General features: G+C 74.9%; 19 protein-coding genes. 11 read left to right on the top strand and 8 right to left on the bottom strand.

Annotated elements, in window-relative coordinates; translation table 11 throughout:
* Positions 1-16 precede the first annotated feature (16 nt).
* The 3 genes from ACQP04_RS18520 (at position 17) to ACQP04_RS18510 (ending at position 5,632) form a co-directional block, all read left to right on the top strand.
* Entirely contained in the window at positions 17-2,782 is a 2,766-nt protein-coding gene (locus ACQP04_RS18520) for a DEAD/DEAH box helicase (RefSeq protein WP_433508272.1), read from the top strand.
* Between the two features lie 469 nt (positions 2,783-3,251).
* On the top strand, positions 3,252-4,205 hold the full coding sequence (locus ACQP04_RS18515; protein ID WP_433508271.1) for a DUF4333 domain-containing protein: 954 nt from the start codon (positions 3,252-3,254) through the stop codon (positions 4,203-4,205).
* Between the two features lie 83 nt (positions 4,206-4,288).
* Positions 4,289-5,632: a GNAT family N-acetyltransferase gene (locus ACQP04_RS18510; RefSeq protein WP_433508270.1), complete on the top strand. Its 1,344-nt coding sequence runs from the start codon at positions 4,289-4,291 to the stop codon at positions 5,630-5,632.
* Positions 5,633-5,668: 36 nt separating this feature from the next.
* On the opposite strand, the gene ACQP04_RS18505 is transcribed toward ACQP04_RS18510, so the two are convergent.
* Entirely contained in the window at positions 5,669-6,619 is a 951-nt protein-coding gene (locus ACQP04_RS18505) for a 5'-3' exonuclease (RefSeq protein ID WP_433508388.1), read from the bottom strand.
* A 106-nt stretch (positions 6,620-6,725) separates the two neighbouring features.
* On the opposite strand from ACQP04_RS18505, the gene ACQP04_RS18500 reads away from it, so the two are divergent.
* Entirely contained in the window at positions 6,726-7,853 is a 1,128-nt protein-coding gene (locus tag ACQP04_RS18500; protein ID WP_433508269.1) for a M24 family metallopeptidase, read from the top strand.
* A 32-nt stretch (positions 7,854-7,885) separates the two neighbouring features.
* Here the strand turns inward: ACQP04_RS18500 and ACQP04_RS18495 are convergent, their stop codons facing one another.
* Positions 7,886-8,944 carry a GDSL-type esterase/lipase family protein gene (locus ACQP04_RS18495; protein ID WP_433508268.1) on the bottom strand — a complete coding sequence of 353 codons (1,059 nt, stop codon included), beginning with the start codon at positions 8,942-8,944 and terminating at the stop codon, positions 7,886-7,888.
* A gap of 293 nt (positions 8,945-9,237) precedes the next feature.
* On the opposite strand from ACQP04_RS18495, the gene ACQP04_RS18490 reads away from it, so the two are divergent.
* From ACQP04_RS18490 to ACQP04_RS18465, 6 genes are all read left to right on the top strand, one after another.
* Complete coding sequence (locus tag ACQP04_RS18490; protein WP_037038901.1) at positions 9,238-9,426, top strand: PspC domain-containing protein; 189 nt, start codon at positions 9,238-9,240, stop codon at positions 9,424-9,426.
* Positions 9,427-9,490: 64 nt separating this feature from the next.
* Positions 9,491-10,987 (top strand): amidohydrolase, encoded by a 1,497-nt coding sequence (locus ACQP04_RS18485; protein WP_433508267.1) that lies wholly within the window; start codon positions 9,491-9,493, stop codon positions 10,985-10,987.
* 185 nt (positions 10,988-11,172) lie between these two features.
* Positions 11,173-11,991 (top strand): PIG-L deacetylase family protein, encoded by an 819-nt coding sequence (locus ACQP04_RS18480; RefSeq protein ID WP_433508266.1) that lies wholly within the window; start codon positions 11,173-11,175, stop codon positions 11,989-11,991.
* Between the two features lie 35 nt (positions 11,992-12,026).
* On the top strand, positions 12,027-13,679 hold the full coding sequence (lnt, locus tag ACQP04_RS18475) for an apolipoprotein N-acyltransferase (protein ID WP_433508265.1): 1,653 nt from the start codon (positions 12,027-12,029) through the stop codon (positions 13,677-13,679).
* Positions 13,672-14,463 (top strand): polyprenol monophosphomannose synthase, encoded by a 792-nt coding sequence (locus tag ACQP04_RS18470; protein WP_433508264.1) that lies wholly within the window; start codon positions 13,672-13,674, stop codon positions 14,461-14,463. Before lnt ends, ACQP04_RS18470 begins: the two co-directional genes overlap by 8 nt.
* 16 nt (positions 14,464-14,479) lie before the next feature.
* On the top strand, positions 14,480-14,974 hold the full coding sequence (locus ACQP04_RS18465; protein ID WP_433508263.1) for a phosphoribosyltransferase: 495 nt from the start codon (positions 14,480-14,482) through the stop codon (positions 14,972-14,974).
* Between the two features lie 21 nt (positions 14,975-14,995).
* Here the strand turns inward: ACQP04_RS18465 and ACQP04_RS18460 are convergent, their stop codons facing one another.
* Positions 14,996-16,288, bottom strand: coding sequence for an MFS transporter (locus ACQP04_RS18460; RefSeq protein WP_433508262.1), 1,293 nt, complete (start codon positions 16,286-16,288; stop codon positions 14,996-14,998).
* Between the two features lie 103 nt (positions 16,289-16,391).
* On the opposite strand from ACQP04_RS18460, the gene ACQP04_RS18455 reads away from it, so the two are divergent.
* Complete coding sequence (locus tag ACQP04_RS18455) at positions 16,392-18,353, top strand: aconitate hydratase (RefSeq protein WP_433508261.1); 1,962 nt, start codon at positions 16,392-16,394, stop codon at positions 18,351-18,353.
* Between the two features lie 91 nt (positions 18,354-18,444).
* On the opposite strand, the gene ACQP04_RS18450 is transcribed toward ACQP04_RS18455, so the two are convergent.
* The 5 genes from ACQP04_RS18450 to ligD form a co-directional block, all read right to left on the bottom strand.
* The gene (locus ACQP04_RS18450) at positions 18,445-20,085 is read right to left on the bottom strand and encodes a DUF885 domain-containing protein (RefSeq protein WP_433508260.1); all 1,641 of its coding nucleotides are present in this window, start codon (positions 20,083-20,085) and stop codon (positions 18,445-18,447) included.
* Between the two features lie 141 nt (positions 20,086-20,226).
* Positions 20,227-20,568 (bottom strand): RNA polymerase-binding protein RbpA, encoded by a 342-nt coding sequence (locus ACQP04_RS18445; protein WP_233304225.1) that lies wholly within the window; start codon positions 20,566-20,568, stop codon positions 20,227-20,229.
* Between the two features lie 372 nt (positions 20,569-20,940).
* A complete protein-coding gene (locus ACQP04_RS18440; protein ID WP_433508259.1) occupies positions 20,941-22,260 on the bottom strand; it encodes an MFS transporter in 1,320 nt (439 codons plus the stop codon).
* Between the two features lie 63 nt (positions 22,261-22,323).
* Positions 22,324-23,097 (bottom strand): glycerophosphodiester phosphodiesterase family protein, encoded by a 774-nt coding sequence (locus tag ACQP04_RS18435; RefSeq protein WP_433508258.1) that lies wholly within the window; start codon positions 23,095-23,097, stop codon positions 22,324-22,326.
* A gap of 27 nt (positions 23,098-23,124) precedes the next feature.
* On the bottom strand, positions 23,125-25,023 hold the full coding sequence (gene ligD, locus ACQP04_RS18430) for a non-homologous end-joining DNA ligase (RefSeq protein WP_433508257.1): 1,899 nt from the start codon (positions 25,021-25,023) through the stop codon (positions 23,125-23,127).
* Between the last annotated feature and the right edge of the window lie 17 nt (positions 25,024-25,040).

Raw genomic sequence — 25,040 nt, 5'->3', positions numbered from 1 at the left:
GTGACAGCCTGGTCGGGTGGCCAGCAGCACACCGGCCCCCGCCGAGGCGTACGCCGCGGCCCGGGCCCGCGCCGCGCATCCGCGGCTGAGCGAGTTCGCCGGGTCCCTCCCCTTCGGTCTCGACGCCTTCCAGCGGGAGGCGTGCGAGGCGCTCGAGGACGGGCACGGCGTGCTCGTCTGCGCGCCGACCGGCGCGGGGAAGACCGTCGTCGGCGAGTTCGCCGTGCACCTGGCCCTGGCGCAGGGCCTCAAGTGCTTCTACACCACGCCGATCAAGGCGCTGTCGAACCAGAAGTACGCGGACCTGGTCGACCGGCACGGGGCCGCGGCCGTCGGGCTGCTCACCGGCGACACGAGCGTGAACGGCGACGCGCAGGTGGTCGTGATGACCACCGAGGTCCTGCGCAACATGATCTACGCGGGGTCGCGGTCGCTCGACCAGCTCGGCTACGTGGTGATGGACGAGGTGCACTACCTCGCGGACCGGTTCCGCGGCGCCGTCTGGGAGGAGGTCATCCTCCAGCTGCCCGAGCACGTCGCGCTCGTCAGCCTGTCGGCCACGGTGAGCAACGCCGAGGAGTTCGGGGACTGGCTGGTCGCCGTGCGCGGCGACACCGCCGTCGTCGTCGACGAGGTGCGGCCGGTGCCGCTGTGGCAGCACATGATGGTCGGCAACCGGCTCCACGACCTGTTCGCCGAGACGGGCGGCGAGCTGTCCGTCGATCCGGAGCTGCTGCGGCAGACCCGCGAGCTGTCCCGCCAGGACAACATGGCGACCTGGGTGACCGAGGGCCGGCGCGGCCGCTCGTCGGGCCCGGGGCGGGGCGGGCCGCCGCGTTCCCGAGGTGGCATCCGGCCGGCCTCGCGGGTCACGGTGATCGACCGGCTCGACCGGGCGGCCCTGCTGCCGGCCATCACCTTCGTGTTCAGCCGCGCGGGCTGCGACGCCGCGGTGGGCCAGTGCGTCCGGGCGGGGCTGCGGCTCACCACCGAGGCCGAGGTCACCGAGATCCGGCGGATCATCGAGAAGCACACCGGCGACCTGCCGCAGGCCGACCTGGGGGTGCTGGGCTACTGGGAGTGGCGCGAGGCGCTCGAGCGCGGCATCGCCGCGCACCACGCGGGCATGCTGCCGGCGTTCAAGGAGACGGTCGAGGAGCTGTTCGTCGAGGGGCTCGTGCGGTGCGTCTTCGCCACCGAGACCCTGGCGCTGGGCATCAACATGCCGGCCCGGACCGTCGTCCTCGAGCGGCTGGTCAAGTACAACGGCGAGGCCCATGTCGACCTCACACCGGGCGAGTACACGCAGCTCACCGGGCGCGCCGGGCGGCGGGGGATCGACGTCGAGGGGCACGCCGTCGTCATCTGGCAGCCCGGGGTGGACCCGGAGCACGTCGCCGGCCTCGCCTCCACGCGCACCTACCCGCTGCGCAGCTCCTTCCGCGCCGACTACAACATGACGATCAACCTCGTCGAGCGGCTCGGCATCGAGCAGGGCCGCGAGCTGCTGGAGCAGTCCTTCGGGCAGTTCCAGGCGGACCGGTCGGTGGTCGGGCTGGCGCGGCGGATCGAGCGCAACACCGAGGCGCTGCGGGGCTACGCCGAGTCCATGCAGTGCCACCTCGGGGACTTCACCGAATACGCACGGCTGCGCCGCCAGGTGTCCGACCGGGAGAAGTCGCTGCGCCGCCAGGGCTCGGCCGAGCGCCGCAACGAGGTCGCGGAGTCGCTGCGCACCCTGCGGCCGGGGGACGTCATCGCGGTGCCGGGCGGCCGCCGGGCCGGGCTCGCGGTCGTCCTCGACCCGCCGGGCGACCATGAGGACCCGCGGCCGCTGGTGCTCACCGAGGACCGTTGGGCGGGCCGGCTCTCCACCGCCGACTTCCCCGTCGCGGTCAGCACGCTCGGCCGGATGCGGCTGCCGAAGCGCGTCGACCACCGCTCGCCGCGGGTGCGGCGGGACCTCGCGTCGTCGCTGCGCAACACCGGCATCGTGCCGCCCACCCCGCAGCGGAGGAAGCACGGTGGCGGCGCTGCGGACGATCCCGAGCTCGCCGCCCTGCGCCGGGCGCTGCGGGCCCACCCCTGCCACGGCTGCGACGACCGGGAGGCCCACGCCCGCTGGGGCGAGCGGCACGCGCGGCTGGAGCGGGAGACCGAGCAGCTGCGCCAGAAGGTGCGGGCGACCACGCACTCGCTCGCCCGCGGCTTCGACCGGATCCGCGCGCTGCTCACCGAGCGCGGGTACCTCGACGGCGAGACCGTCACCGACCACGGGTACCGGCTCGCCCGGCTCTGGGGCGAGTCGGACCTGCTCGCCGCCGAGTGCCTGCGGCACGACCTCTGGGCGGACCTCGAGCCTGCCGAGCTGGCCGCGGTGGTGTCCGCCCTTGTCTACGAGTCGCGCCGGGACAACGCCCCGGTCCCGCGCGTCCCGCAGGGCGCGGTCACCGAGGCCCTCGCCGAGACCGTGCGGATCTGGGCCGAGCTCGAACAGGACGAGCGCCGGCACAAGGTGGACCGCACGCGCGAGCCGGACCTCGGCTTCGCCTGGCCGATGCACCGCTGGGCCCGTGGCGAATCGCTGGCCCAGGTCCTCGAGGCGGCCGAGCGCAACGGGCAGGAGCTGTCGGCGGGCGACTTCGTCCGCTGGGCCCGCCAGGTCCTCGACCTGCTCGAACAGATCGCCTCCGTGGCCGGGAGGACCACCGGCGTGGGGCGCAACGCCCACAAGGCGGCCCGCGAGGTCCGCCGCGGCGTCGTCGCGGCCGGGGTGGGGTGAGTACTCCCTCGTCGTCGTTCTCCGGCGGCCCCGTTCTCCTGCTGCGGGACGGCGTGATCGGCGGTCCGTGATCACAGCGGGGCTCGTGGCGGTGTGGATGCCGACGCCCGGGTGGTGCTGGTCCCGGGGACGGTCACCGAGCCCTCGGCAGCGTGACCCGCTCCGGCCGTGATCGTCGTTCCGGACCGACGGCGGACGTACGTGGCCAGGGAGCGACCTGTCTGGCGATCATGCCCCCGGTCGGACCGCGAGCGGCGGGGCCGGAAGGGCGAGCGGGACGCGCACCGCTGGTAGCAGCGCGCGCACCCAGGGTGGGAGTGCGTGGTGCGGGCGACGACCGGCCGCGGCGGCGCGCCGAGGTGTGCTTGGATCGTTGCCCGGTGCGCCGGACAGCGCGGCGCGGTGCGGAGGCGCGACGGGCGCCGGACGCACGAGAGGCACGGAACGCAGGACGGACGGAAGGTCGGCGATGAGCACCCCACGGGACCCGCACGGCGAGACGGACCGGGGCCACCGGGCCGCCGGCGGCCAGGGCGACGCGACCGGACCCGATCCGTCCGCCGGGACGGACCGCGACACCTACGGCGCCCCCTACGGCACCGGGACAGCCGGCGCCGAGAGCGGCGATGCGACGGACGACTCCGCGTCGAGGACCGTGCCGCACACCGGGCGTTCCGGATGGGACTTCACCAGCAGCGCCGAGGCCGACCCGCCCACCCCGGCCTACGGGTCGCCGGCCGTCGAGTACGGCGACACGACGACGGGCACGACCGGTGCCGGACACGACGCCACCCCGTCCCACGGCTCGGCGCCGGAGAGCGGCGACACCGGCGGGTCCGAGTGGAGCGCCGCCGGCGGCTCCGGCTGGAGCTCGGGCGCCCAGGGCGAGGGCGTGGGCTGGGATCCCGCCGGAACGGCCGACTGGGACCCGGAGGGCACCCGGGGTCCGTCCGGTGGGTCGTGGGACCCCCGGAGCGACGACCGCACGGCGGCACACCCCGCGCCCGGCGGCTGGGACCCGGCGGGCGCCGGGATCGGCGGTGCCGCGTCCGCGACCTCGACCCTGCCCGGCGGGGAGAGCCGCGCCTCGCGCCGCCGCGGACGGTCCGGCGGTGGCGGGAAGAAGCTGATCGCCGGCGCCGCGGTGCTGGTGGCTGTGCTGGCGGTCCTGGCCGTGACCGCGTTCTGGCAGCCGGGCTTCCTCGTGACCGAGGAGTTCGACCAGCAGGCGCTGCAGGCCGGGGTGACCCGGATCCTCACCCAGGACTACGGCCTCGGGGCGACCGGCGTGAGCTGCCCCGAGGGGCAGAAGGTCGAGGCCGGCACGACCTTCACCTGCTCCGCGAACGTCGACGGCGAGGCGGTCGAGGTCCCGGTCACGGTCCTCGACGACCGGGGCACCTACCAGGTCGGCCGCGTCTGACCCCGCCGCGCGGCGCCGCCGGGACCGCGCGGACCCGGATTTCGGGTGACAGCGGGCGGCCCGGGGCCGGAGGATCGGCTCTCGTGAGCACGACCGGTACCGAATCCCGCGAGCCCGAGACCGACGCCCCGCACACGCCCCCGTCGCCGGACGGCACGGCGCGTCCCGCCGCCGAGGTGCGGGTGCTGGAGCCCGGCGAGTTCCGGGCGGCGCACGCCCTCTTCGGCGCCGCCCTCCACGCCGGCGGCCCCGTCGACGACGACCACTGGGCCCTCACGCGGCTCTCCTACGCCCCGGGCCGCACGTTCGGCGTGGACCTGCCCGCGGGCACGCTCGCCGGGACCGCCATGAGCTTCGGATCCGCGCTCACCGTGCCCGGCGGGGCACGGGTCCCGATGGCGGCCGTCACCCGCGTCGGCGTCCGGGCCGACCGGACGCGCCGCGGCCTGCTCACCGCGCTCATGCGCGAGCAGCTGTCCGACGCCGCCGATCGCGGCGAGGTCACCGCGACCCTGCGGGCCAGCGAGGCGCGCATCTACGGCCGCTTCGGCTACGGCGTCGCCAGCCGCGGGCGGAACCTGCGGGTGACCGCGGGAGCGCGCTTCCGCCCCCACACCCCGTCGGGCGGTGAGGTCCGGCTGCTCCACCCCGAGGAGGCCGCTCCGCTCCTGCCGTCGCTCTACGCGCGCATCCTCGGCGCCACGACGCGCCCGGGTCCCATCGTGCGCGACGAGGGCTGGTGGGCGCACGTCCTGCGCCCCCGGCGCAGTGCCGACGGCGCCCGGGGTATCGCGGTGCACACCGGCCCCGACGGCGACGACGGCTTCGCGACCTGGACCGTCCGCCAGGAGGGCACGGACTTCGGCGAGAACGTCCTCGAGCTCGGCGACCTGCACGCCGCCACCCCGCAGGCCACTGCCGGCCTGTGGCGCTTCCTGCTGGGCTTCGACCTCCTCCGCGCCGTCTCGGCGCACCTGCGGCCGCTGGACGAACCGGTGGACCTCTACCTCGAGGACCCGCGGGCCTGCCGCACCACCGGCATCGGCGACGAGACCTGGCTGCGTCTGCTCGACGTGCCCGCCGCGCTCGCCGCCCGCACGTGGGGCGGGACCGGGGGCGAGCCGCTCCGGATCCGCGTGCACGACGCCCTCTTCCCCGGCAACGACGGCGTACACGTGATCGGCGCCCTCACGACCGACACGAACGGCGCGCATCCCACGGATCCCGCGCCGGCCGAGGACGGCCCGGCCGACCTGGAGTGCGACGTCGCGGGCCTCGCGATGGCCTACCTCGGCGACCGGCGGCCCTCCGAGCTGGTCGCGAGCGGCTGGTGGACCGCGCACGACCGCGCCGCCGTCCCCCGAGCGGACCGGCTCTTCGCGGCCCCGGCGGCGAGCGGCGTGCCGTGGTGCGGGACGTTCTTCTGACCCGGCCGGGGACCGCCGGTGACGGCGACCGGGGTGTCAGCCCTTGAGCGCCGCCACCAGCCGGTCCACGGACCCGCCCAGGCCCCAGCGCTCCGCCAGGGCGGCGAGCGCACCGGCGTCCGCGGGGGAGTCGGGGAGCGCGTCGGACCGCGACAGCTCCACCGGCGCGTCCTGCACCACGCGCACGACCGGCTCGACGACGGCCAGGTAGGCCGCCGCCTTGCCGAGCTTGCTCCGCACGCTCGCGGCGAGCCGGGTGTCGGAGGTGTCCTCGACGGCCGCGACCAGCTCAGCCCACGAGCCGAACTTCCCGACGAGCGTGGCCGCCGTCTTCGCCCCGACCCCCGGTACGCCGGGCAGTCCGTCCGAGGGGTCGCCGCGCAGCATTGCCATCTCGGCGTAGGCCTCGCCGGCCCGGTCCCGCGGCACGCCGTACTTCTCGGCGACCTCCGCCGGCCCGAGCAGCTCGGCCTTGGCCAGCCCTCGGCCGACGTAGAGCAGCCGCACGGGCGTGGGCTCCTCCCGCACGATCTGCATGAGGTCCCGGTCGCCGCTCACGCCGAGCACCGGGTCGATGGTCTCGCGGTGGGCCAGGGTGCCGATCACGTCGTCCGCCTCGTGCCCCTCCGCGCCACCGGTGGCGATGCCCGCCGCGGCCAGGACGTCGAGAATGATCGGCACCTGCGGCTCGAGGGTGTCCGGCACCTCCTCGGGGATCCCCGCGGGTGCGGTGTCCGGCCCGCTCCCGGGCGTGGAGCCCTCGATCCGGTGCGCCTTGTAGGAGGGCAGCGCGTCCACCCGGAACGCCGGCCGCCAGTCGAGGTCCAGGCACGCGACGAGCCGCGCGGGGCGGTGCTCGGCGACGAGCCGGGCGATCATGTCGGTGAACCCGCGGACCGCGTTGACCGGGGTCCCGTCGGGCGCCGTGATCGACTCGGGCACGCCGTAGTAGGCGCGGAAGTACATGCTCGCGGCGTCGAGCAGCATCAGCGAGCCGGCGGGGGCCTGCGGGGCCGGGTTCCGGGGGGCCGTCACGGTGAGCCAGCATGCCAGGTGGGGACGGCGCGCAGCGTGAGCGCCCTAAGCTCGCCCCATGAGCCACGCCGTCCCCACCGAGCTGCTCGCCGACCGGTTGCGCCGGGCCGGCGAGGTCGCCGCCGAGCAGGGCGCCGACGTCCTCCTCATCACCCCCGGCACGGACCTGCGCTACCTGGTCGACCACGCCGGCGAGTCCCACGAGCGGCTGACCTGCCTCGTGCTCCCGGCCGCGGGCCACCGGGCCCCGCCGGCCCTGGTCGTGCCGCGGCTCGAGGCCCCCGGGTTCGACGTCGCCACCCTCGAGGCGCTCGGCGTCGAGGTCCTCACCTGGACGGACGGCGAGGACCCCTACCTGCTCGTCTCCGACCTCGCGGGCGGTCCCACCCGGATGGCGGTGGCCGACGGGATGCCGGCGCGGCACGTGTTCGGTTTGCGGGACGCCTTTCCGGAGGTCCGCCAGGCGCTCGCCGGGCCGGTCCTGCGCGAGCTGCGGATGCGTAAGGACGCCGCCGAGGTGGCCCAGCTCCGCGAGGCGGGCGCGGCCATCGACCGCGTGCACGCCCGCATGGGCGAGATCCTCAAGCCCGGCAGGACCGAGGCGCAGGTCGGCGCGGACATCGCGGCCGCGATCGTGGCGGAGGGCCACACCGAGGCCGCGTTCGTGATCGTCGGCTCCGGGCCCAACGGCGCCAGCCCGCACCACGACGTGTCCGACCGGGTCATCGAGCCCGGCGACGTCGTGGTCATCGACATCGGCGGCCCGCTCGCCAGCGGCTACAACTCGGACTGCACCCGCACCTATGCGGTCGGGGCGGAGCCGTCGGCGCAGATCCGCGAGACCTACGCCGTGCTGCAGGAGGCGCAGGAGCGCTCGGTGCAGGCGGTGCGCCCGGGCGTGACGGCCGAGTCGGTCGACGAGGCCGCTCGCGCCCCGATCACCGAGGCCGGCTTCGGCCCGCGGTTCGTGCACCGCACCGGCCACGGCATCGGGCTCGACGTGCACGAGGAGCCCTACATCGTGGGCGGCAACGCGCTGACCCTCGAGCCCGGCATGGCCTTCAGCGTGGAGCCGGGCATCTACCTCGACGGCGAGTGGGGCGCCCGGATCGAGGACATCGTGGTCGTGACCGAGACCGGCGCCGAGCGCCTGAACAACGGGCCGCGGAACCTGGTCGTCCTCTGAACCGTCGACCGGGGCCGCCGGGGCGATCCTGATCACGCCGCCACCTCCGGGTGCGCGGTCCCGTCCCGGCCGGGTACGCACGCCGCGCGCGCCGCGGTGCCGCCGACGAACTCGCGGAGGCACCCGGCGATCGCGGTGTGCGCCGCCGCGGTCGGGTGGAACGACTCCTGGAACAGGTGCCGGCCCGCCGTGTCGAGCGCGCCCTGGACGAGCGTCCGCGGGTCGACCGTGAGCCGACGCTGCCACTCGTCGCGCAGCGGGCCCGTGCACGCCTCGCGCCCCTCGGCGAGCCGGGTGAGGTCGAGGAACCGCGCGCCCACCCGCTCGGCCACCGCACCGACGGTGGCAGCGAGCTGCGGGAACGCGACGGTGCGCGCCCAGCCGGCGTCGGGCCGGGAGTACGGGCAGCCCTGGACGGCGTGCCAGGCCGGCATCGCCTCGCTGCCCGGCGCGGCGTAGGACAGCAGCACGAACGCGTAGCCGTCCGGCGGGTAGCCCGCCTCGGACATCGCCGCGCGGACGTCCCGGGCGGCCGCCTCGATCCGTGGCGCCACCGCCGCGAGCCGGCCGGCCCAGCCCGGGCCGACGGTCGTGCGGCACCCCGGCTCCCGCAGATCGAGGAAGGCTCGGATGCAGGTGACCGCGACGCCGGACAGGTCCGGCTCGTCGTTCGCGCCCACCTGCAGGGTCACCGCCCGCACGCGGTGCCGCCGCGCGACCTCCACCAGCCGCTGCGCCTGCGATCCCTCGGTCTGGTGCACCGCCGCGCCGAAGGCGACGTGCTCGGCACCCGCGCCGGAGCAGGCGAGGTTCACGGCGAGGTCCGCCAGCGCGCTGCGGTGCACGTAGGCCGCGGGGGAGCGGTGGCACCAGTTCCCGCCCTCGCCGCGGGTGCCCGCCTCGTAGTCGCCGGCGCCTTCACCGGAGGCCGCGCTGTCGCCCAGCGCGACGACCGCCGTCGGCCGCGGATCGGGTGGCACGCCGGCGGCCGAGGCCGGAGGGGCCGCCCCGACCGTGACCAGCGCGGCGAACAGGACGACCACGGGGAGCGCACGGTGGCGGGACGGCGCGGGGAGCAGGCGAGTCGGCACGCGGTGGACGCTAGGAGCGCCGACGCCGCCGGCGGGTTCGTCGTCGCTCCGCTGTGGACAACTCCGGTTCCGGGCACGCGGAACCGCGGACGCGGGCCCGGCCGGGGGTCCTGCTGTGGACAACCGCGCGCGATCGGGAGGAACTGTCGGTGGGGCGTGCTCCGTCGCCCCCTCGGGGGAACCCCGGAGTTTCTCCGGGCGTTGTCAGGAGGCACCCACCCCGCGGAGGCGGCGTCGTGAGGTGCAGGGCGGCGAGAACCGCCGCCGACCGGAACGAGGAGCTCGACGAAACCATGGCAACCACCCTCACCCGCCCGCGCAACGGCGCCGTGATCGCCGGTGTCTGCGCCGGCCTCGCGCAGCGCTTCGGCCTGAGCCCGTTCGTGGTGCGGCTGATCTTCCTGCTGTCCTGCCTGCTCCCGGGCCCGCAGTTCGTGATCTACATCGTGCTGTGGATCATCATGCCGAAGGCCCCGTACTGATCGACCCAGCAGTGATCGCCCCGGTGGCGATCGACCGGGCCGGGGTGCGGTAGACACCCGAACCGTGTCCCGCACCCTGCTCACCGGCCTCCGGCTGCCCGACCGGCCCGGTCCCGTCGCGATCGAGACCGAGGCCGGTCTGGTCACCTGGACCGGGGAAGCCGAGGAGGCCCGGGACCGGAGCGGTGCGCGCGTCGAGGACCTGGACGGCTTGCTGCTGACCTCCCCCTTCGTCGACGCGCACGTCCACGCGACGGCCTCCGGCCTGCTGCTCGACGGCCTGGACCTCACCCGCTGCGCGACCGCGGAGGAGGTCCTGGCCGCGGTGGCCGCGGCAGCGGGCGCCGCGCCGCCGTCCGCGGTCGTCTGGGGGCACGGCTGGGAGGAGGACCGCTGGGCCGGCGCACCTCCCACCCGGACGGAGCTGGATCGCGCCGCCGACGGCCGCGCCGTCTACCTCAGCCGGATCGACGTCCACTCGGCCCTGGTGTCCACCGCTCTGGTCGACCGGGCCCCGGGTGCCGTGGGGGCCGCGGGGTGGAGCCCGACCGGCCCGCTGAGCGCCGACGCCCACCACCACGTCCGCCGCGCCGCGCTCGCCGCCCTCGACCCCGCGCAGCGCCGCTCGGCCCAGCGCGCCTTCCTCGACCACGCCGCCGCCCACGGGGTGGCGGAGGTGCACGAGTGCGCCGGCCCGGAGATCTCCGGTCGCGCGGACCTCGCAGATCTGCTCGGGAGCGGGCACGGCGTGCACGTCGTCGGCTACTGGGGCGAGGCCGTCGACAGCGCGGAGGCCGCCGCCGCCCTCCGCGCGGACACCGGGGCGCACGGCCTGGCCGGCGACCTGTTCGTCGACGGCTCGCTCGGCTCCCGCACGGCGGCGTTGCGTACCCCCTACCGGGACGCCCCCGGCTGCACCGGCAACCGCTACGTCGGGCCGGAGACCCTGGCCGCGCACCTCACGGCCTGCACCCGCGCCGGGATCCAGGCGGGCTTCCACGTGATCGGCGAGGCCGCGGTCGAGGACGCCGTCGCCGCGCTGGAGGAGGCCGCCCGCCGGACCTCGCCCGCCGCGGTCCGCGCCGCCCGGCACCGCCTCGAGCACCTGGAGATGGTCGACGCCGGCCAGGCGGCCCGGCTGGCGGCGCTCGGGGCCGTGGCCAGCGTCCAGCCGCTCTTCGACGCCCTCTGGGGTGGCCCGGACGGCATGTACATGGCCCGGCTCGGGGTCGAGCGGGCCCGCGGCATGAACCCCTTACGCGCGCTGGACGAGGCCGGCGTCGTGCTCGCCTTCGGCTCGGACTCGCCGGTCACCCGGCTGGACCCCTGGGCCGCGGTCCGCGCCGCGACCGCCCACCGCACCCCGTCGTCGTCGGTCGACGAGGCCACCGCCCTGGCCGCGCACACCGCCGGCGGCCGGCACGCCGCGGGCGGCTCTGGCACACCCGCTCCGGTGACCGGCGGCCCGGCCTCCTACGCGCTCTGGGACGGCGCGGAGTGCCTGCGCACGGTGCGGGAGGGCCGGGTCCTGCACCGCACCGGGGGCGGACCCGAGGAGTGACGTCGGGCGCCCCCGCTTCCGGCGGAGGGCATCGGTCTGGCATCCTGTTCCGCGTGATCGACCGGACCGGCCGCCGCCCCCTCGTGGGTCGCTGCTGTCCGGGGTGTTGTCGCTGTTGCCGCTGACACCCCCGGAACCGTCCGCCCGCCGCACCACCGCGGCCCACACAGAGTGCGATCACCTCCATGACCGCTCCCGCGGCCCCTGTCCTGAACTCCGCCGTCTCCGCCGCCCAGGCGCTCGCCGAGCCGGACCTGCGCGGGCACACCGTCGTCGCCCTCCACCCGCATCCGGACGACGAGGCGATCTTCACCGGCATCACCCTGCGCCGCCTGGCCGATGCCGGCGCCCGGGTCGTGCTCGTCATGGCGACCGGCGGTGAGCTGGGCGGCTCCCGCCTCCCGCTGCGCCCCGGCGAGACCGTGCGGCAGCGCCGGCTCGCGGAGCTGGAGCAGGCCGCCGAGCTGCTCGGCGTGGCCCGCCTCGTGCTCCTCGGCCGCCGCGACTCCGGCCTGCCCGGCGGCCCGGACAGCACCCACGCCCGCGCGCTCGCCGGCGCGGAGCCGCTCGCCCTGGCGAGCCGGCTCGCCGAGATCGTCGACGACGAGGGCGCCGGCACCCTGCTCGCGGACGACGAGCTGGGCGTCTACGGCCACCCCGACCACCGGATGGCCGGCGTGGTCGGCACCATCGCCGCCGAGCTGACCGGCGCCGACTCCTACCTCGCGACGGTCGACCGCAACGGCCTCGGCCCGGACGGGCACCTCGTGCACGGCGCCGCCCGCGCCGCGTCGGTGCGCTTCGGCCGGGAGGGTGCCGAGATCGCGCTCACCGTCGCCGGCGACGCCCGCCACCTCGCGGTCAAGCGGGCCGCGATCCTCGCGCACGCCAGCCAGGTCGACCCGGCCGCGCTCCCGGAGCAGGACTTCGCCGCCGCCTACGGCCGCGAGTGGTTCCGCCGCACCGGTCCCGCAGCGCGCCCGGGCGTCCTGGACCTCCTCTAGGTCGCTCCGGCGCGAGCGCGCCGTAGGCTCTCCCCGTGGCCGCTCCGACCGTCGACCCCGCGCAGGCCGGGTCCGCCCCCCGGGTCCCGCGGTCCACCCGATCACTGCGGCTGCTGGCCCGGGCGCTCCCGGCGATCGCCGCCGGAGTGGTGCTCTACCTGAGCTTCCCGCCGCGCGGGCTGTGGTGGCTGGCGCCGCCGGTGTTCGCGGTGCTCGGCGTGCTGCTGCGCGGTGCGCGCGCCCGCCGCGGGTTCCTGCTCGGTCTCCTGTTCGGCCTCGGTTTCCTCGTCCCGCTGCTGAGCTGGACCGGGAGCTTCGTCGGGGCGCTGCCGTGGCTGGCCCTGTGCCTCTTCGAGGCCCTCGCGTTCGGCCTCGCCGGTGCGGGCATGGCGGTGACGTCCCGGCTGCCCGCCGCCCCGCTCTGGGGCGCCGCCGTGTGGGTCGCCGCCGAGGCACTGCGCAGCCGGGTCCCGTTCGGCGGCCTGCCCTGGGGGAGAGTGGGGTTCGGCCAGCCCGAGGGCCTCTTCCTGCCCGCGGCGTCGGTCGGCGGGGTGCCGCTGCTGTCGTTCGTCACCGTGCTCACCGGCCTCGCGCTCGGCGAGCTCGTCCGGCGCCTGGTGCGTCGGGAGGTCCGCGCGGCGGCGGTGCCGGCCGTCCTGCTGGTGATCGCGCTGGTGGCCGGCCCGGCGGCCGGGCTCGTCCCACCGACCGTGAACGGCCCGTCGAGGTCGATCACCGTCGCCGCGATCCAGGGCAACGTGCCGCGGCTGGGCCTGGACTTCAACGCCCAGCGCCGCGCCGTGCTGGACAACCACGTCTGGGTCACCGAACAGCTCGCGGCCGACGTGTCGGCGGGCCGCCGGCCGCAGCCCGACGTCGTGATCTGGCCGGAGAACTCCTCCGACATCGACCCGTTCCGCAACGCCGACGCCGCCGCCGTGATCTCCCGGGCCGCCGCCGCGATCAAGGCGCCGATCCTGGTCGGGTCGGTCCTGGTCAACTCCGACCGGACGGCCAGCAACGCGATCCTGGTGTGGGACCCGGTGCTGGGCCCGGTCGCGCGCAACGACAAGCGGCGGATCCAGCCCTTCGGCGAGTACATGCCGTGGCGGTCGTTCTTCCGGCTCTTCTCCAGCTACGTCGACCGTGCGGGCAACTTCGTCCCCGGTCCCGGCCCCGGCGTGCTGCAGGCCGGGGGCGCGGAGATCGGCATCGCGATCTGCTGGGAGATCGCGTTCGACGACCTGGTGGCGGACAGCGTGGCGGCGGGTGCGACGATGCTCGCCGTCCCCAGCAACAACGCCACCTTCGGGCTGTCGGAGATGACGTACCAGCAGCTGGCGATGTCCCGCGTGCGGGCGGTCGAGCACGACCGGCCGGTCGTGGTCGCGACCACCTCGGGGGTGAGCGCGACGATCACCCCGGAGGGCGTCGTGACCGGCAGTACCGGGCAGTTCGTGCCCGGAACCCTGGTCGCTGTCGAGTCGCTGGAGGACACGACTACGCTGGCCACTCGGCTGCGATCCGTGCCCGAGTGGGTGCTGACCGCAGTGGGAGTCATGGCGATCGGCGCCGCGCTGCTGGCCGGAAGGCGGGCACGCCGGGGTGCGGCCGCCGCGCAGGAGGGGGCGGGGCCCCGCACGGGGCCCGCGGAGGCCCCCCGGGCAGGAGAGGACGTCGATGGCTGAGCCCCCGGGACCGGTCCTGGTGGTCATCCCGACCTACGAGGAGCGGGAGAACCTCGGCCGGGTCGTCGCGCGGCTCAACGCGGCCGTGCCCGACGCGGACATCCTGGTCGTCGACGACGCCAGCCCGGACGGCACGGGCGAGCTCGCCGAGGAGATGGCGGCGAAGGACCCGCGGGTGCGCGTGCTGCACCGCGAGGGCAAGAACGGCCTCGGCGCCGCGTACCTCGCCGGCTTCCGGCACGCCCTGAGCGGCGAGCACCAGGTCGTCGTCGAGATGGACGCGGACGGCTCGCACGCCCCCGAGGACCTGCCGGCCCTGCTGGCCGCGCTGGAGGAGGGCGCGGGCGCCGACCTCGTGCTCGGCTCCCGGTACGTGCCCGGCGGCGAGGTCGTCAACTGGCCCGCCCACCGCGAGTGGCTCTCCCGCGGCGCGAACCTGTACGCGCGGCTGGCCCTGGGCGCGGACGTCCGCGACATCACCGCCGGTTACCGCGTCTACCGGCGGCAGGTGCTCGAGCAGCTCGACCTCGACTCGGTGATCTCGCAGGGCTACTGCTTCCAGATCGACCTCGCGTGGCGCGCGCTGCAGGCCGGCTTCCGCGTGGTCGAGGTGCCGATCACCTTCACCGAGCGGCAGATCGGCTCGTCGAAGATGGACGGCGCCGTGATGCTCGAGGCGTTCGTGAACGTCGCTCGCTGGGGCTTCGAGCACCGGTTCCGCCGGCTGCGCCCCGCCCGCGGCACCCGGGACACCGCAGCCGGCGAAGGCTCCGTGCGCGCCTGATCGTTAGGCTCCGGCCATGAGCGGTGCGGAGCGCGAGACGCTGACCTGGGACCTGTTCGGCACGGCCTCCCGCGAGCTGGCCGAGCAGGTCGCCGACAGCGGCTACCGGCCGGACATCATCCTGTCGGTCGCGCGTGGCGGGCTGTTCGTGGCCGGCGCCCTCGGTTACGCGCTCAGCGTGAAGAACCTGCACGTCATGAACGTCGAGTTCTACACCGGCGTGGGGGAGCGGCTGCCGCTGCCGGTCATGCTGCCGCCCGTCCCCAACGTCGTCGACCTGTCCGGGGCGAAGGTCCTCGTGGCGGACGACGTGGCCGACACCGGCGCCACGTTGAAGCTGGTGCGGGACTTCTGCGGCGAGCACGTGGCGGACGTCCGGTGCGCCGTCGTGTACGAGAAGCCGCAGAGCGAGGTGCGCTGTGAGTACGTCTGGCGGCACACCCCGCTCTGGATCAACTTCCCCTGGTCGACGCTGCCCCCGGTCGTCCAGGCCGAGGTGCTCGACGCCTGAGGCTCCCTCCCCACAGGGGCCTCAGGGCGGCAGCGGCTCGTCCTTGGTCTCGTGCAGGAAGGGCAGCATGACGAGCCCGAGCAGGTACGCCGTCCCCATGTAGAGCGCGGCGCGGGAGACCCCGCCGAAGGTCGCGATGAGCGAGCCGGACACGATCGGGCCGATCCACGCGATGAGCCGGGTGGCGTTGAAGACGAATCCGGTCGCGGTGGAGCGGACGGTCGAGCCGAACAGCTCCGGCAGGTAGATCGCGAACCAGGCGAAGCCACCGAGGGTGAAGGCACCGTTCACCAGCGCGACCACCTGGAACGCCACGGGGCCGCCCCACCAGAGGTAGGTGATCGGCGTCATCACCAGGGAGCCGCCGAAGATGATCGCGACGAGCCACCGCCTGCCGAGGGCGTCGGCGACGAACCCGCTCGCGATGTAGCCCAGGATGGCGCCGACGTTGTAGAACACGACGGCCAGCGCACCCCAGCTCTCCGGGTGGGCGACTCCGCTCGCGCGGGCCAGCGGGATGGCGAACTGCGGGAGGAAGGCCGACACCGCGTACCAGCCGATGATCGTGCCGAGGGACAGCACGAGCAGCACCAGGACGCGCCGACGGTTGACCGGGTCGGCGAAGAGCCTGCGCACGGTGAACGTGCGCTTCTCCTGTGCCTGCTTCTCCGCCGCGACCGCGTCCTGCCAGCGTCGCGACTCGTCCAGGCGTCGCCGGATGTAGAGGACGAGGAAGGCGGGCGCGATCCCGATGACGAACATCCAGCGCCACGCCCCCGGACTCGATCCCTGGATGAGGAACCAGATCAGGGCGGCCAGCAGCGTGCCGAAACCGAACCCGGACTGCATGAACCCGGCGCCCTTGGCCCGCGCCCGGTCCGGCCAGGTCTCCTGCAGCAGGACCGTCCCGGTGGCCCACTCGCTGCCCATCGCGATGCCCGTGAGGATCCGGAAGGCGATCAGCATCTCGAACGACGTGCTCAGCGCCGTCAGACCGGTGAACAACGCGTAGCCGACGATCGCGAACAGCATCACCCGCCTGCGCCCGACGTAGTCGGCGAGCACGCCTCCGACGAGCCCGCCGATGCCCCAACCGAGCAGGGTCAACCCGATCGCGAGCCCGGAGTAGAACCCGATGCTGCCCCGCTCGCCCGCCGGCAGCAGCTGCGCCAGCGCGGGCGCCACCACCACGACGAGCGCCTGGGTCTCGTAGCCGTCGAAGGCCCACCCCGCGAACGTCGCGTAGAGGACCCGACGATGGTTGCGGTTCAGCCCCGCGTACCACGGGGTCCGCCGCGTCTCGACCTCGGCCATGGCACCCCCTCGTGCTGGCGGCGAAGCGACGGGACTACCCAACCCGGCGGTGCCCTACACCCTCCTTCCTGCACTCGGCGGCGGAGGTGAGGACGATGGCGTGGTGGCCGAGAACCTCACCCGCACACTCCTCGCCCAGCACCGTCGCGAGGGGGCGCTCGAGCCCGGCGAGGACGTCACGCTCGCGGTGGACCAGGTGCTCATCGAGGACGCCACCGGGTCGATGACGTGCATGCAGTTCGAGGCGCTCGACGTGGAGCGCGTGACGGTGGACCCGACGGTGCTCTACGTCGACCACAACGTGCTGCAGATCGACGAGCGCAACATGGCCGAGCACCACTACCTACGCTCGTTCTGCCGCCGTCACGGGGTGCGGTACTCGCCCGCCGGCAACGGGATCTCCCACTACGTGCACCTGGAGCGTTTCGCCCGGCCGGGTGGCCTGCTGGTGGGCGCGGACTCCCATTCGACGACGGCGGGCGCCGTCGGGATGCTCGCCGTGGGCGCGGGCGGTCTCGAGGTGGCCGTGGCGATGGCCGGCCGCGGGTTCGACCTCGCCTGCCCGCGGGTCGTGCGGGTCGAACTCACCGGCGCCCTGTCGGAGTGGGTCGAGGCGAAGGACGTGATCCTGGAACTCCTGCGCCGCCACGGGGTACGGGGCGGCGCGGGAGCGGTGTTCGAGTTCACCGGCGAGGGCGTCGCCGGCCTGTCGGTCACCCAGCGCGCCACGATCTGCAACATGATCACGGAGACCGGTGCCACCGGGGCCGTGTTCCCCGGCGACGAGCGGGTCCGGGAGTGGCTGGCCGCCCAGCGTCGCGAGCAGGACTGGACGGCAGTGACGGCCGAGGACGGCGCGACCTACGACGCCGAGGAGCACATCGATCTTGCCCGGCTCGAGCCGTTGATCGCCGTGCCGCAGTCACCGGGCGACGTCGTACCGGTCCGGGAGGTCGCCGGTACGCCGGTCGTGCAGGTGTGCGTCGGCTCCTCGGTCAACTCCTCCTACGAGGACCTCGCGACGGTCGCCGCGGTGCTGGCGGGCCGTACCGTCCACCCGGACGTCGCGCTCACGGTCACACCGGGCTCGCGGCAGATCCTCGACACGATCGTCCGGGGTGAGGTGTACCGCGGCCTCGCCACGGCCGGGGCCCGGATGCTGGAGCCGGTCTGCGGTCCCTGCATCGGGATCGGGCAGGCCCCGACGCGTGGGCAGGCGTCCGTCCGGACGTTCAACCGCAACTTCCCGGGCCGCAGCGGCACGGCCGAGGATCGCGTCTACCTCTGCTCGCCCTCGACGGCTGCGGCGACCGCGCTGACGGGACGGATCATCGACCCTCGCGACCTCGGCGCGTTCCCCACGCTGCCCGCCGCCCCGGACACCGACCCGGCGGTGGTCGAAGGGCTGATCGCCGAGCCGCTGCCCGCCGACGAGGCGCGGCGGGTGGAGATCGTCCGTGGACCGAGCCTCGTCCCCCCGCCGGTGCCGGAACCGCCGCCGGAGGAGCTCGACGGGCGGGTGGTGATCGTCGTCGGTGACGACGTCTCCACCGGCGACATGGCCCCGGACGGCGCCATCGGCATGTCCGTGTGGTCGGACATCGAGGCGTGCGCCGGCTACATGTTCCGCCGCCTCGACCCCCGGTTCCCCGACCGGGCGCGCGAGTGGGCCGCCCGCGGGACCCCGGGGATCATCGTCGGCGGGCACAACTACGGCCAGGGCTCCTCGCGCGAGCAGGCCGCGCTGGCCCCGTTGCATCTGGGTGTCAGGGTCGTGGCCGCGGCGGGCTTCGCGCGCATACATCGGCGCAACCTCATCGTGCAGGGCATCGTGCCGCTGGTCCTCGCCCGCGAGGGCGACCGCGAGCGGGCGTCGGTCGGCGACCGGTGGCGCATCGAGGGTCTGGCCGACGCGGTCCGCGACGGTGTCGAGGAGCTGACCGCCGAGGTGGAGCGCGGTGAGCCGATCCCACTACGACTGCTGCTCAGCCACGAGGAGCGCAACGTCCTCGCCGCGGGGGGCCTGCTGCGCCGGGCCAGGGACGGAGACCGCCCGCCGCCGTGAGATCTGCGCAGGACTGCCCGTGCTCGACGACGTCGCCACCGGTCGACCTCGCGTCGGGAGCCCGCGCCGTGAGCGGCCGGACTCCGGAACCTCAGAGCGCGGCCAGCTCCAGCTCCAGGTCGTCGAGGCCCAGCGAGCCCTGCGACAGCGCGGCCATGTGCCAGGCCTTGAGGTTGAAGTCCGCGCCCCGCGCCCGCCGTGCGGCGTCCCGGCCCGCCAGCCACGCGCGCTCGCCGAGCTTGTAGCTGATGGCCTGCCCGGGCCCACCCAGGTAGCGCAGCAGCTCGCTGTCGAGGAACGCCGCGTCCCGCCCGCAGTAGGCGCCGAAGAGGTCCCGGGCCAGCTCGGGGGTCCAGGTCAGGCCGGCGTGCAGCGGCGAGTCGGCCGGGACCGCCAGCTCCAGGTGCATGCCGATGTCGATGATCACCCGGATCGCCCGCATCATCTGGGCGTCGAGGTAGCCGAGCCGCTCGCCGGGATCGGTGAGGAAGCCGAGCTCGTCCATGAGCCGCTCGGCGTAGAGCGCCCAGCCCTCGAGGTTGCCGCTGATCATCCCGGCCGAGGCCTGGAAGGTGGAGAGCTCGCCGGCGCACAGCGCCCACTGGCCGAGCTGCAGGTGATGCCCCGGGACGCCCTCGTGGTACCAGGTGCTCACCAGGTCCCACATCGGGAAGCGGTCGCGGCCGAGGGTCGGCAGCCATGTCCGGCCGGGGCGGGAGAAGTCCAGGGAGGGCTGCGTGTAGTACGGGGCGGCGGCGCTGCCCTCGGGCGCGATCATCGCCTCGACGCGGAGCAGCTCGGGGGCGAGGTCGACGTGCGTGCCCTGCAGGGCCGCGATCGTGTCGTCCATGATCCCCTGCAGCCGGGCGCGGATCGCGTCGAGCCCGACGACGACCTCGCCGTGCGTCTCGAGGTACGCCATCGCCTCGCGCGGCGCAGCGCCGGGCAGGATCCGCGCGGTCTCGGCGCGCTGCTCCGCGAGGATGCGGTGGAACTCCGACCAGGCCCAGTCGTACGCCTCACGGAGGTCGAGGTCGGCGCCCGTCCAGCGGCGGACGGCGACCCGGTAGCGATCCTCGCCGACCGCGTCCGCGACGCCTGCGGTGCGCGGGCGGTACTCGCGGGCCAGGAACTCCCGCAGCGTGCCGAGGGCCGCGGTGGCGGCGTCGGCGCTGCCCGCGGGGAGGCCGGAGTCGGCGGCGAAGGAGGCGAACCAGTCGGCGGCGAGCCACGAGCCGAACTGCTCGACGGCGGCGTCGACCTGGCGGGGCGCGGCGAGCAGCCCGCGATCGGCGCCGGCGCGGAGGCTCTCGGCGTAGCCCGCGAACGCGGCGGGGACGGCGGCGAGCCGGGCGGCGAGGTTCGCGCGCTCCTCGGCAGTGCCCGCGGGCATCAGCGTGAGCGTGGTGCGCAGGTTCTGGACCGGCCCGAACAGGATCTGGACGTTGCGCAGGTGCTCGCCGAGGGCGCGGGTCTCCTGCGCGGCGGCGAGCCGCTCGCGGAGCAGCCGGGCGCAGCGGCGCTCGATGTCGTTCTCCGGCTCGCCGGCGGCCTCGAGGCGGGCGAGGGTGTCCCGGTCGAGGGCGTCGAGCGCCTCCTCGCCGGCGGGGGAGAGGTCGGGGAGCCGGTCCTGGCCGGTGGGCAGGCCCAGCGAGGTCGCGAGCAGCGGGTCGAGCTCGGCGTGCGCGGCGACGTGGGCGTCGGCCAGGTCCCGGATCGTGCGTGCGGACATGCGGTCATCATCGCCCGCCCGCTCCCAGACGCGACGAAGCCGGGCCCCACGGGAGGTGGCCCGGCTTCGTGATGTGCTGCGGCGCGTCCGCCGTGGCGTCGCCGTCGCGACGCCGACCCGTTCGGGAGGGTCAGGCGATCACTAGGCGATCTCCTGGCGACGCTCGCGGAGCAGGTCGAGCCGCTCGTTGAGCAGCTCCTCCAGCTCCGGGATCGAGCGGCGCTCCAGCAGCATGTCCCAGTGGGTGCGCGGCGGCTTGGTCTTCTTCTGCTCCGCCTCGACGCCGTCCACCCGACGCCCGACGCCGCCCTGGGGCGACTCCCAGGTCGCGGGCGCCTCGGCGTCGTTCGCGAAGGGCACCTCGAACTCATGGCCCGAGGGGGAGACGTAGCGGACCAGCTGCCGCGGCGCCAGGTCGTGATTCCGGTCGGTCTCGTAGCTGACAGCCCCGAGCCGGCTGCCACGGAGCACGCGGTCGGCCATGCGTCATCCTCCCGTCTTCTGCCGAGGGGGGCACCCCTCGACGGTCACGTCGTCGCCACCCGGTGTAACGTCTGCAGTGCAGCCGTGCATTCCCGGGGAGGCATTGCGCGGGCATGCCGAGGTCATCGTGACCGTCGGTCACCCGCTCCTGTCCCGACGTCAGAGTGTGGCCCATCAGGCGCTTTGCCACACGCGAATGTGACGTGTCAGCCTTCTGTGACTTACCTCACCGGCCGGGCGCGGAGTGTTTACACAAGGGTGGCTTCCCGTTACCCGCGATCGTCATGCATCAGGATATGCGCAGGTGGGAGTGCTTGCAGCGCGAACCGTCGGGCGTCCGACGATCCCGCGGCGAAGACCATCCGGTCGGGGTCACCCCGCCGACGCCTCCGGCCGGCGGACGGGCCACAGGGCGAGCAACCCGGCCGCGAGAACCACGAGGATCCCGACCGTGCCCGCGCGGTCCGAGCCGAACGCGTACGTGAAGAAGCCCACGAGCGTCGGGGCGAGGAAGGACACCGCCCGGCCCGTGGTGGCGTACAGCCCGAACATCTGGCCCTCCTGGCCGGGCGGCGTGAGCCGGGCCAGGTAGGTGCGCGAGGACGACTGCGCCGGCCCCACGAACAGGCACAACCCGAGCCCGAACACCCAGAAGGCCGTCGGGCCGGACAGGAACAACAGCACCACGCCGCACACGATCAGCCCGACGAGGGACCCGACGATGACCGCCTTCGGGCCGATCCGGTCGTCGAGCCAGCCGCCGGTGAGCGCGCCGAGCGCGGACACGACGTTGGCGGCCACGCCGAAGACCAGCACGTCGCCCGGGCTCAGCCCGTACACGCTGACGGCGATCACGGCGCCGAACGTGAACACCGCGGCCAGCCCGTCCCGGAACAGCGCGCTGGCCCCGAGGAAGTAGACGGTGTGCGGGCTCGCGCGGTGCAGGTCCCGCAGGTCGACGACCAGCTTCCGGTAGCTCGCCCGCACGCCCAGCCGCGGCGCCCGGTCGAGGGCCGGGGGCGCCTCCGGCACGACGAGGAACAGCGGGATCGCGGCCACCGCGAACCACACGGCGGCGACGAGCGCGACCACCCGGACGTTGAGCCCGCCCTCGGTGCTCACCCCGAGCGCGCCGCCCCCGCCGGCGATGAACAGCACGTACACGGCCAGGAGCAGCACGATCCCGCCGAAGTACCCCATGGACCAGCCGAAGCCGGAGACGCGGCCGATCGTGGCGGGCGTGGAGATCTGCCGCAGGACGGCGTTGTAGGAGACCTCGGCGAGCTCGAAGAAGATCGAGCCCAGGGCGAGCAGCAGCAGGCCGAGCCAGAGGTAGTGCCAGTCGTCCCGGACGAGGAACAGCAGCGCCATGGACGCGACCGTTGCGGCGGTCCAGATCGCGGTGGACCGCAACCGTCGCCCGGCCCGGTCGGCGCTCTGCCCGACGACCGGCGCCAGCAGCGCGATCACGAGCCCGGCGGCGCCGATGGCGTAGCCGAGCCAGCTGTTGGCGTCGACCGAGCCCGGCAGGTCCCGCCCGACGGTGTCGGTGAGGTAGACGGAGAAGACGAACGTGAGCGTGATCGTGTTGTAGGCCGAGGAGCCCCAGTCCCAGAAGGCCCAGGCGAGCACCTGCCGCCGCGCGACCCGAGCGTCTCCGGTCCGGTCCGCGGGGGCGGCCTCGCTGCTCACCGCGGCAGCCTAGAGCGCGGGGCGCGCCGGGAGGGAGGAGGCGCGACGGTCACAGCACGGTCGTCACAGGGCGATGAGGAGGTCCGGCCGGTCGGAGAGCAGTCCGTCAACCCCCATCGCGAGCAGCTCGCGCATCTCGGCCGGCTCGTCGACGGTCCAGACGTGCACCTCCAGGCCGGCGCCGTGGGCCCGGGCGAGCAGCCGGTCGTCGACCACGGTGAGGGGGCCGAACCGCCGCGGGATCTGGGCGAGGCTGCCGCGGACCCGGGGGAGGACCGGCTCCATGTAGGGGAGGGCCGACGGCGAGGCGTCGAGCCAGGCCCGCGCGCGCAGGCCGAGGACCGCCTCGAAGCCCATCGACGTGAAGAGCCGCGGACCGGCCGCGCGGGCCCGCCGGAGCCGGCTCTCGTGGTAGGCGCCCAGGCAGACCCGGTCCCAGGCGTCGAGCCGCTCGAGCACGGCGAGGGTCGGCAGGACGACGGCGTCGGACTTCAGCTCGATCGTGAACCGGGTCTCCGGTAGTGCCGCCAGCACGGACTCCAGCCGCGGCACCGGCTCCCGCCCGCCCACCCGGGCGTCCTCGATCACCGCGGCCGGCAGGCGGGCGAGCAGGCCGCTGCCGTCCGTTGTGCGGTCGAGGGCCATGTCGTGGTGGACCATCGGCACGCCGTCCACCGACGCGTGCACGTCCATCTCGATGTAGGAGAAGCCGTTCGCCACCGCGAGCTCGAAGCCCGCGAGCGTGTTCTCGCAGCCCGCGAGCTCGCCGATGTGCCAGCCGCGGTGCGCGTACCGGCGCGGATAGGGCCCGTCCAGGTACGGGTGCCGGTCCGTCACGCCCGGCACCCTCTCATCCGGACCCGATCACGCGCGACGCGGAAGGCGTTGCCGCTCGGTGAACAGCAGGGGTTCGAGCAGGTCACCGTGCTCGTCGAGGCGGGCGGGCAGGTCGTCGAGGGTGAAGACGAGGTCGTCCGGACGGCGGCAGGCCCGGACCTCCTCCCAGGTCACCGGCGTGGCGACGGTCGGGCGGGCGCGCCCGCGCAACGAGTAGCTGCCGATCGTCGTCTTGGCGGTGTTGTTCTGGCTCCAGTCGACGAAGACCTTCCCGCGCCGCCGCGCCTTGGCCATCACCGACGTGACGGTGCGCGGGGACTCGTCGGCCAGCCGCTCGGCCAGTGCCTTCGCGAACTCGATCGTCTGCTCGGCGCGGCTCACCGTGACCGGCAGGTAGAGCTGCAACCCCTTGCCGCCCGACGTCCGGGGGTACGCCACGAGGTCGTCCTCGGCGAGGACCTCGGCGATCCGCTGCGCGACCCGGCAGCACTCGACGACCGTCGTCCCCTCGCCGGGGTCGAGGTCGAAGACGACCAGGTCCGGCTCGTGCCGGCCGCCGCGCGGCCCGACCCGCCACTGCGGCACGTGGAGTTCGAGCGCGGCCAGGTTCGCCGCCCAGGCCAGCCCCTCCTCGCTCTCGAGCAGCGGGAAGTCGGCGGTCTCCGATCGCCCGCCCGGCGTCCCGACCCGCTCGGTGCGGATCCAGTCCGGCGCGTGCCGCGACACGTCCTTCTCGAAGAACGAGGGCTTCTCGACGCCGTCCGGCCAGCGGACGAGCGTGACCGGCCGGCCCTCGAGGTGCGGCAGCATCACCGGCGCGACGGCGCGGTAGTGCGCCAGCACATCCGCCTTCGTGGTGCCGGTGAGCGGGTAGAGGACCTTGTCGGGGTTCGTGAGCTTCGCCCGGCCCACCCCCGCCTTCGCACCGGTGCGTCCCGCACGCGGCTTCTCGGGCTCGGCGATCTCGCCCACCTCCCGCCAGGTGTCGGAGCGTGTCCCGGGCCGGTACGGCGAGTCCGCCCGCTTGGCGACCAGGCCCGGCAGGCCCTGCCCGCGGACGGCGTCGAGCACCGCGGCGCCCGTGTCCGCCGGGTAGACCGGGGCGAGCCGCCAGTGCGGGCCGGACAGCGGGAGCTCGGTGAGCAGGTCGTGCCGGTCGGCGAAGCCCAGCCCGCAGGTGTCCCGGCCGTCGAGGAACAGCAGGTCGGAGATCCAGAGCTCGCCGCCCCGCGTCAGCTCGGCGTCGAGCAGCAGCGCGGTGGCCCCGACCGAGGGCCCCAGCTCGGCGAGGGTCTTCGCGGTGACCTCCTCGCCGTCGGCCGTCACCCGCGTCCGCCCGCCGTCGAGCTCGACGATCACGCGGCGGCCGCCGAAACGGACCTGCAGCAGCCAGCGCTCAGGGTCCTCAGGCAGCTCGCCGGGCACCCCGCGCATGGGGGCGGTGTCGTGGGGGAGGGGAGTGCGGTCGGTGCGGTCCGACCGCTTGAGCAGCCAGCCGTCGCGGCGTTCGCGGTTGCTCCTGACCAGCACGTACTTCCCCTGCGCGCGCTCGCCGTGCAGGGTGAACGCCACCTCGCGGTCCGACCACTTCTCGGTCTCGTAGCGGCCGTGGTCCCAGATCGTCATGGTCCCGCCGCCGTACTCGCCGCGCGGGATCTCGCCGGAGAACTCCAGGTATTCCAGAGGATGGTCCTCGGTCCGCACGGCCAGCCGCAGCGTCTCGGTGTCGACGGGCAGGCCCTTCGGCACCGCCCAGGAGGCGAGGACGCCGTCGCGCTCCAGCCGCAGGTCCCAGTGCAGCGCGCGGGCGTGGTGCTCCTGGATCACGAACCGGTCGCCCGGCCCCTCCGCCCCGGGGTCGGCGTCCGGCACGGGCTCCGGAGTGCGCCCCCGGTCGCGCTTGCGGCGGTACTCGTCGAGCGGCACGTGGCCAGGCTAGCGCC

Origin of the sequence: Pseudonocardia halophobica, from assembly GCF_050948485.1 — a bacterium.
Classification (GTDB): domain Bacteria; phylum Actinomycetota; class Actinomycetes; order Mycobacteriales; family Pseudonocardiaceae; genus Pseudonocardia; species Pseudonocardia halophobica.
This window is presented reverse-complemented; position numbering and strand designations above follow the sequence as displayed.

What these genes read in the sequence shown, in the direction of transcription:
- ACQP04_RS18460 (WP_433508262.1), bottom strand. Translation starts at nt 16,288, where the DNA reads ATGGCCGAGGTCGAGACGCGGCGGACCCCGTGGTACGCGGGGCTGAAC.
- ACQP04_RS18480 (WP_433508266.1), top strand. Translation starts at nt 11,173, where the DNA reads ATGACCGCTCCCGCGGCCCCTGTCCTGAACTCCGCCGTCTCCGCCGCC.
- ACQP04_RS18490 (WP_037038901.1), top strand. Translation starts at nt 9,238, where the DNA reads ATGGCAACCACCCTCACCCGCCCGCGCAACGGCGCCGTGATCGCCGGT.
- ACQP04_RS18445 (WP_233304225.1), bottom strand. Translation starts at nt 20,568, where the DNA reads ATGGCCGACCGCGTGCTCCGTGGCAGCCGGCTCGGGGCTGTCAGCTAC.
- ACQP04_RS18465 (WP_433508263.1), top strand. Translation starts at nt 14,480, where the DNA reads ATGAGCGGTGCGGAGCGCGAGACGCTGACCTGGGACCTGTTCGGCACG.
- ACQP04_RS18470 (WP_433508264.1), top strand. Translation starts at nt 13,672, where the DNA reads ATGGCTGAGCCCCCGGGACCGGTCCTGGTGGTCATCCCGACCTACGAG.
- ACQP04_RS18515 (WP_433508271.1), top strand. Translation starts at nt 3,252, where the DNA reads ATGAGCACCCCACGGGACCCGCACGGCGAGACGGACCGGGGCCACCGG.
- ACQP04_RS18505 (WP_433508388.1), bottom strand. Translation starts at nt 6,619, where the DNA reads ATGCTGCTCGACGCCGCGAGCATGTACTTCCGCGCCTACTACGGCGTG.
- ACQP04_RS18450 (WP_433508260.1), bottom strand. Translation starts at nt 20,085, where the DNA reads ATGTCCGCACGCACGATCCGGGACCTGGCCGACGCCCACGTCGCCGCG.
- ACQP04_RS18500 (WP_433508269.1), top strand. Translation starts at nt 6,726, where the DNA reads ATGAGCCACGCCGTCCCCACCGAGCTGCTCGCCGACCGGTTGCGCCGG.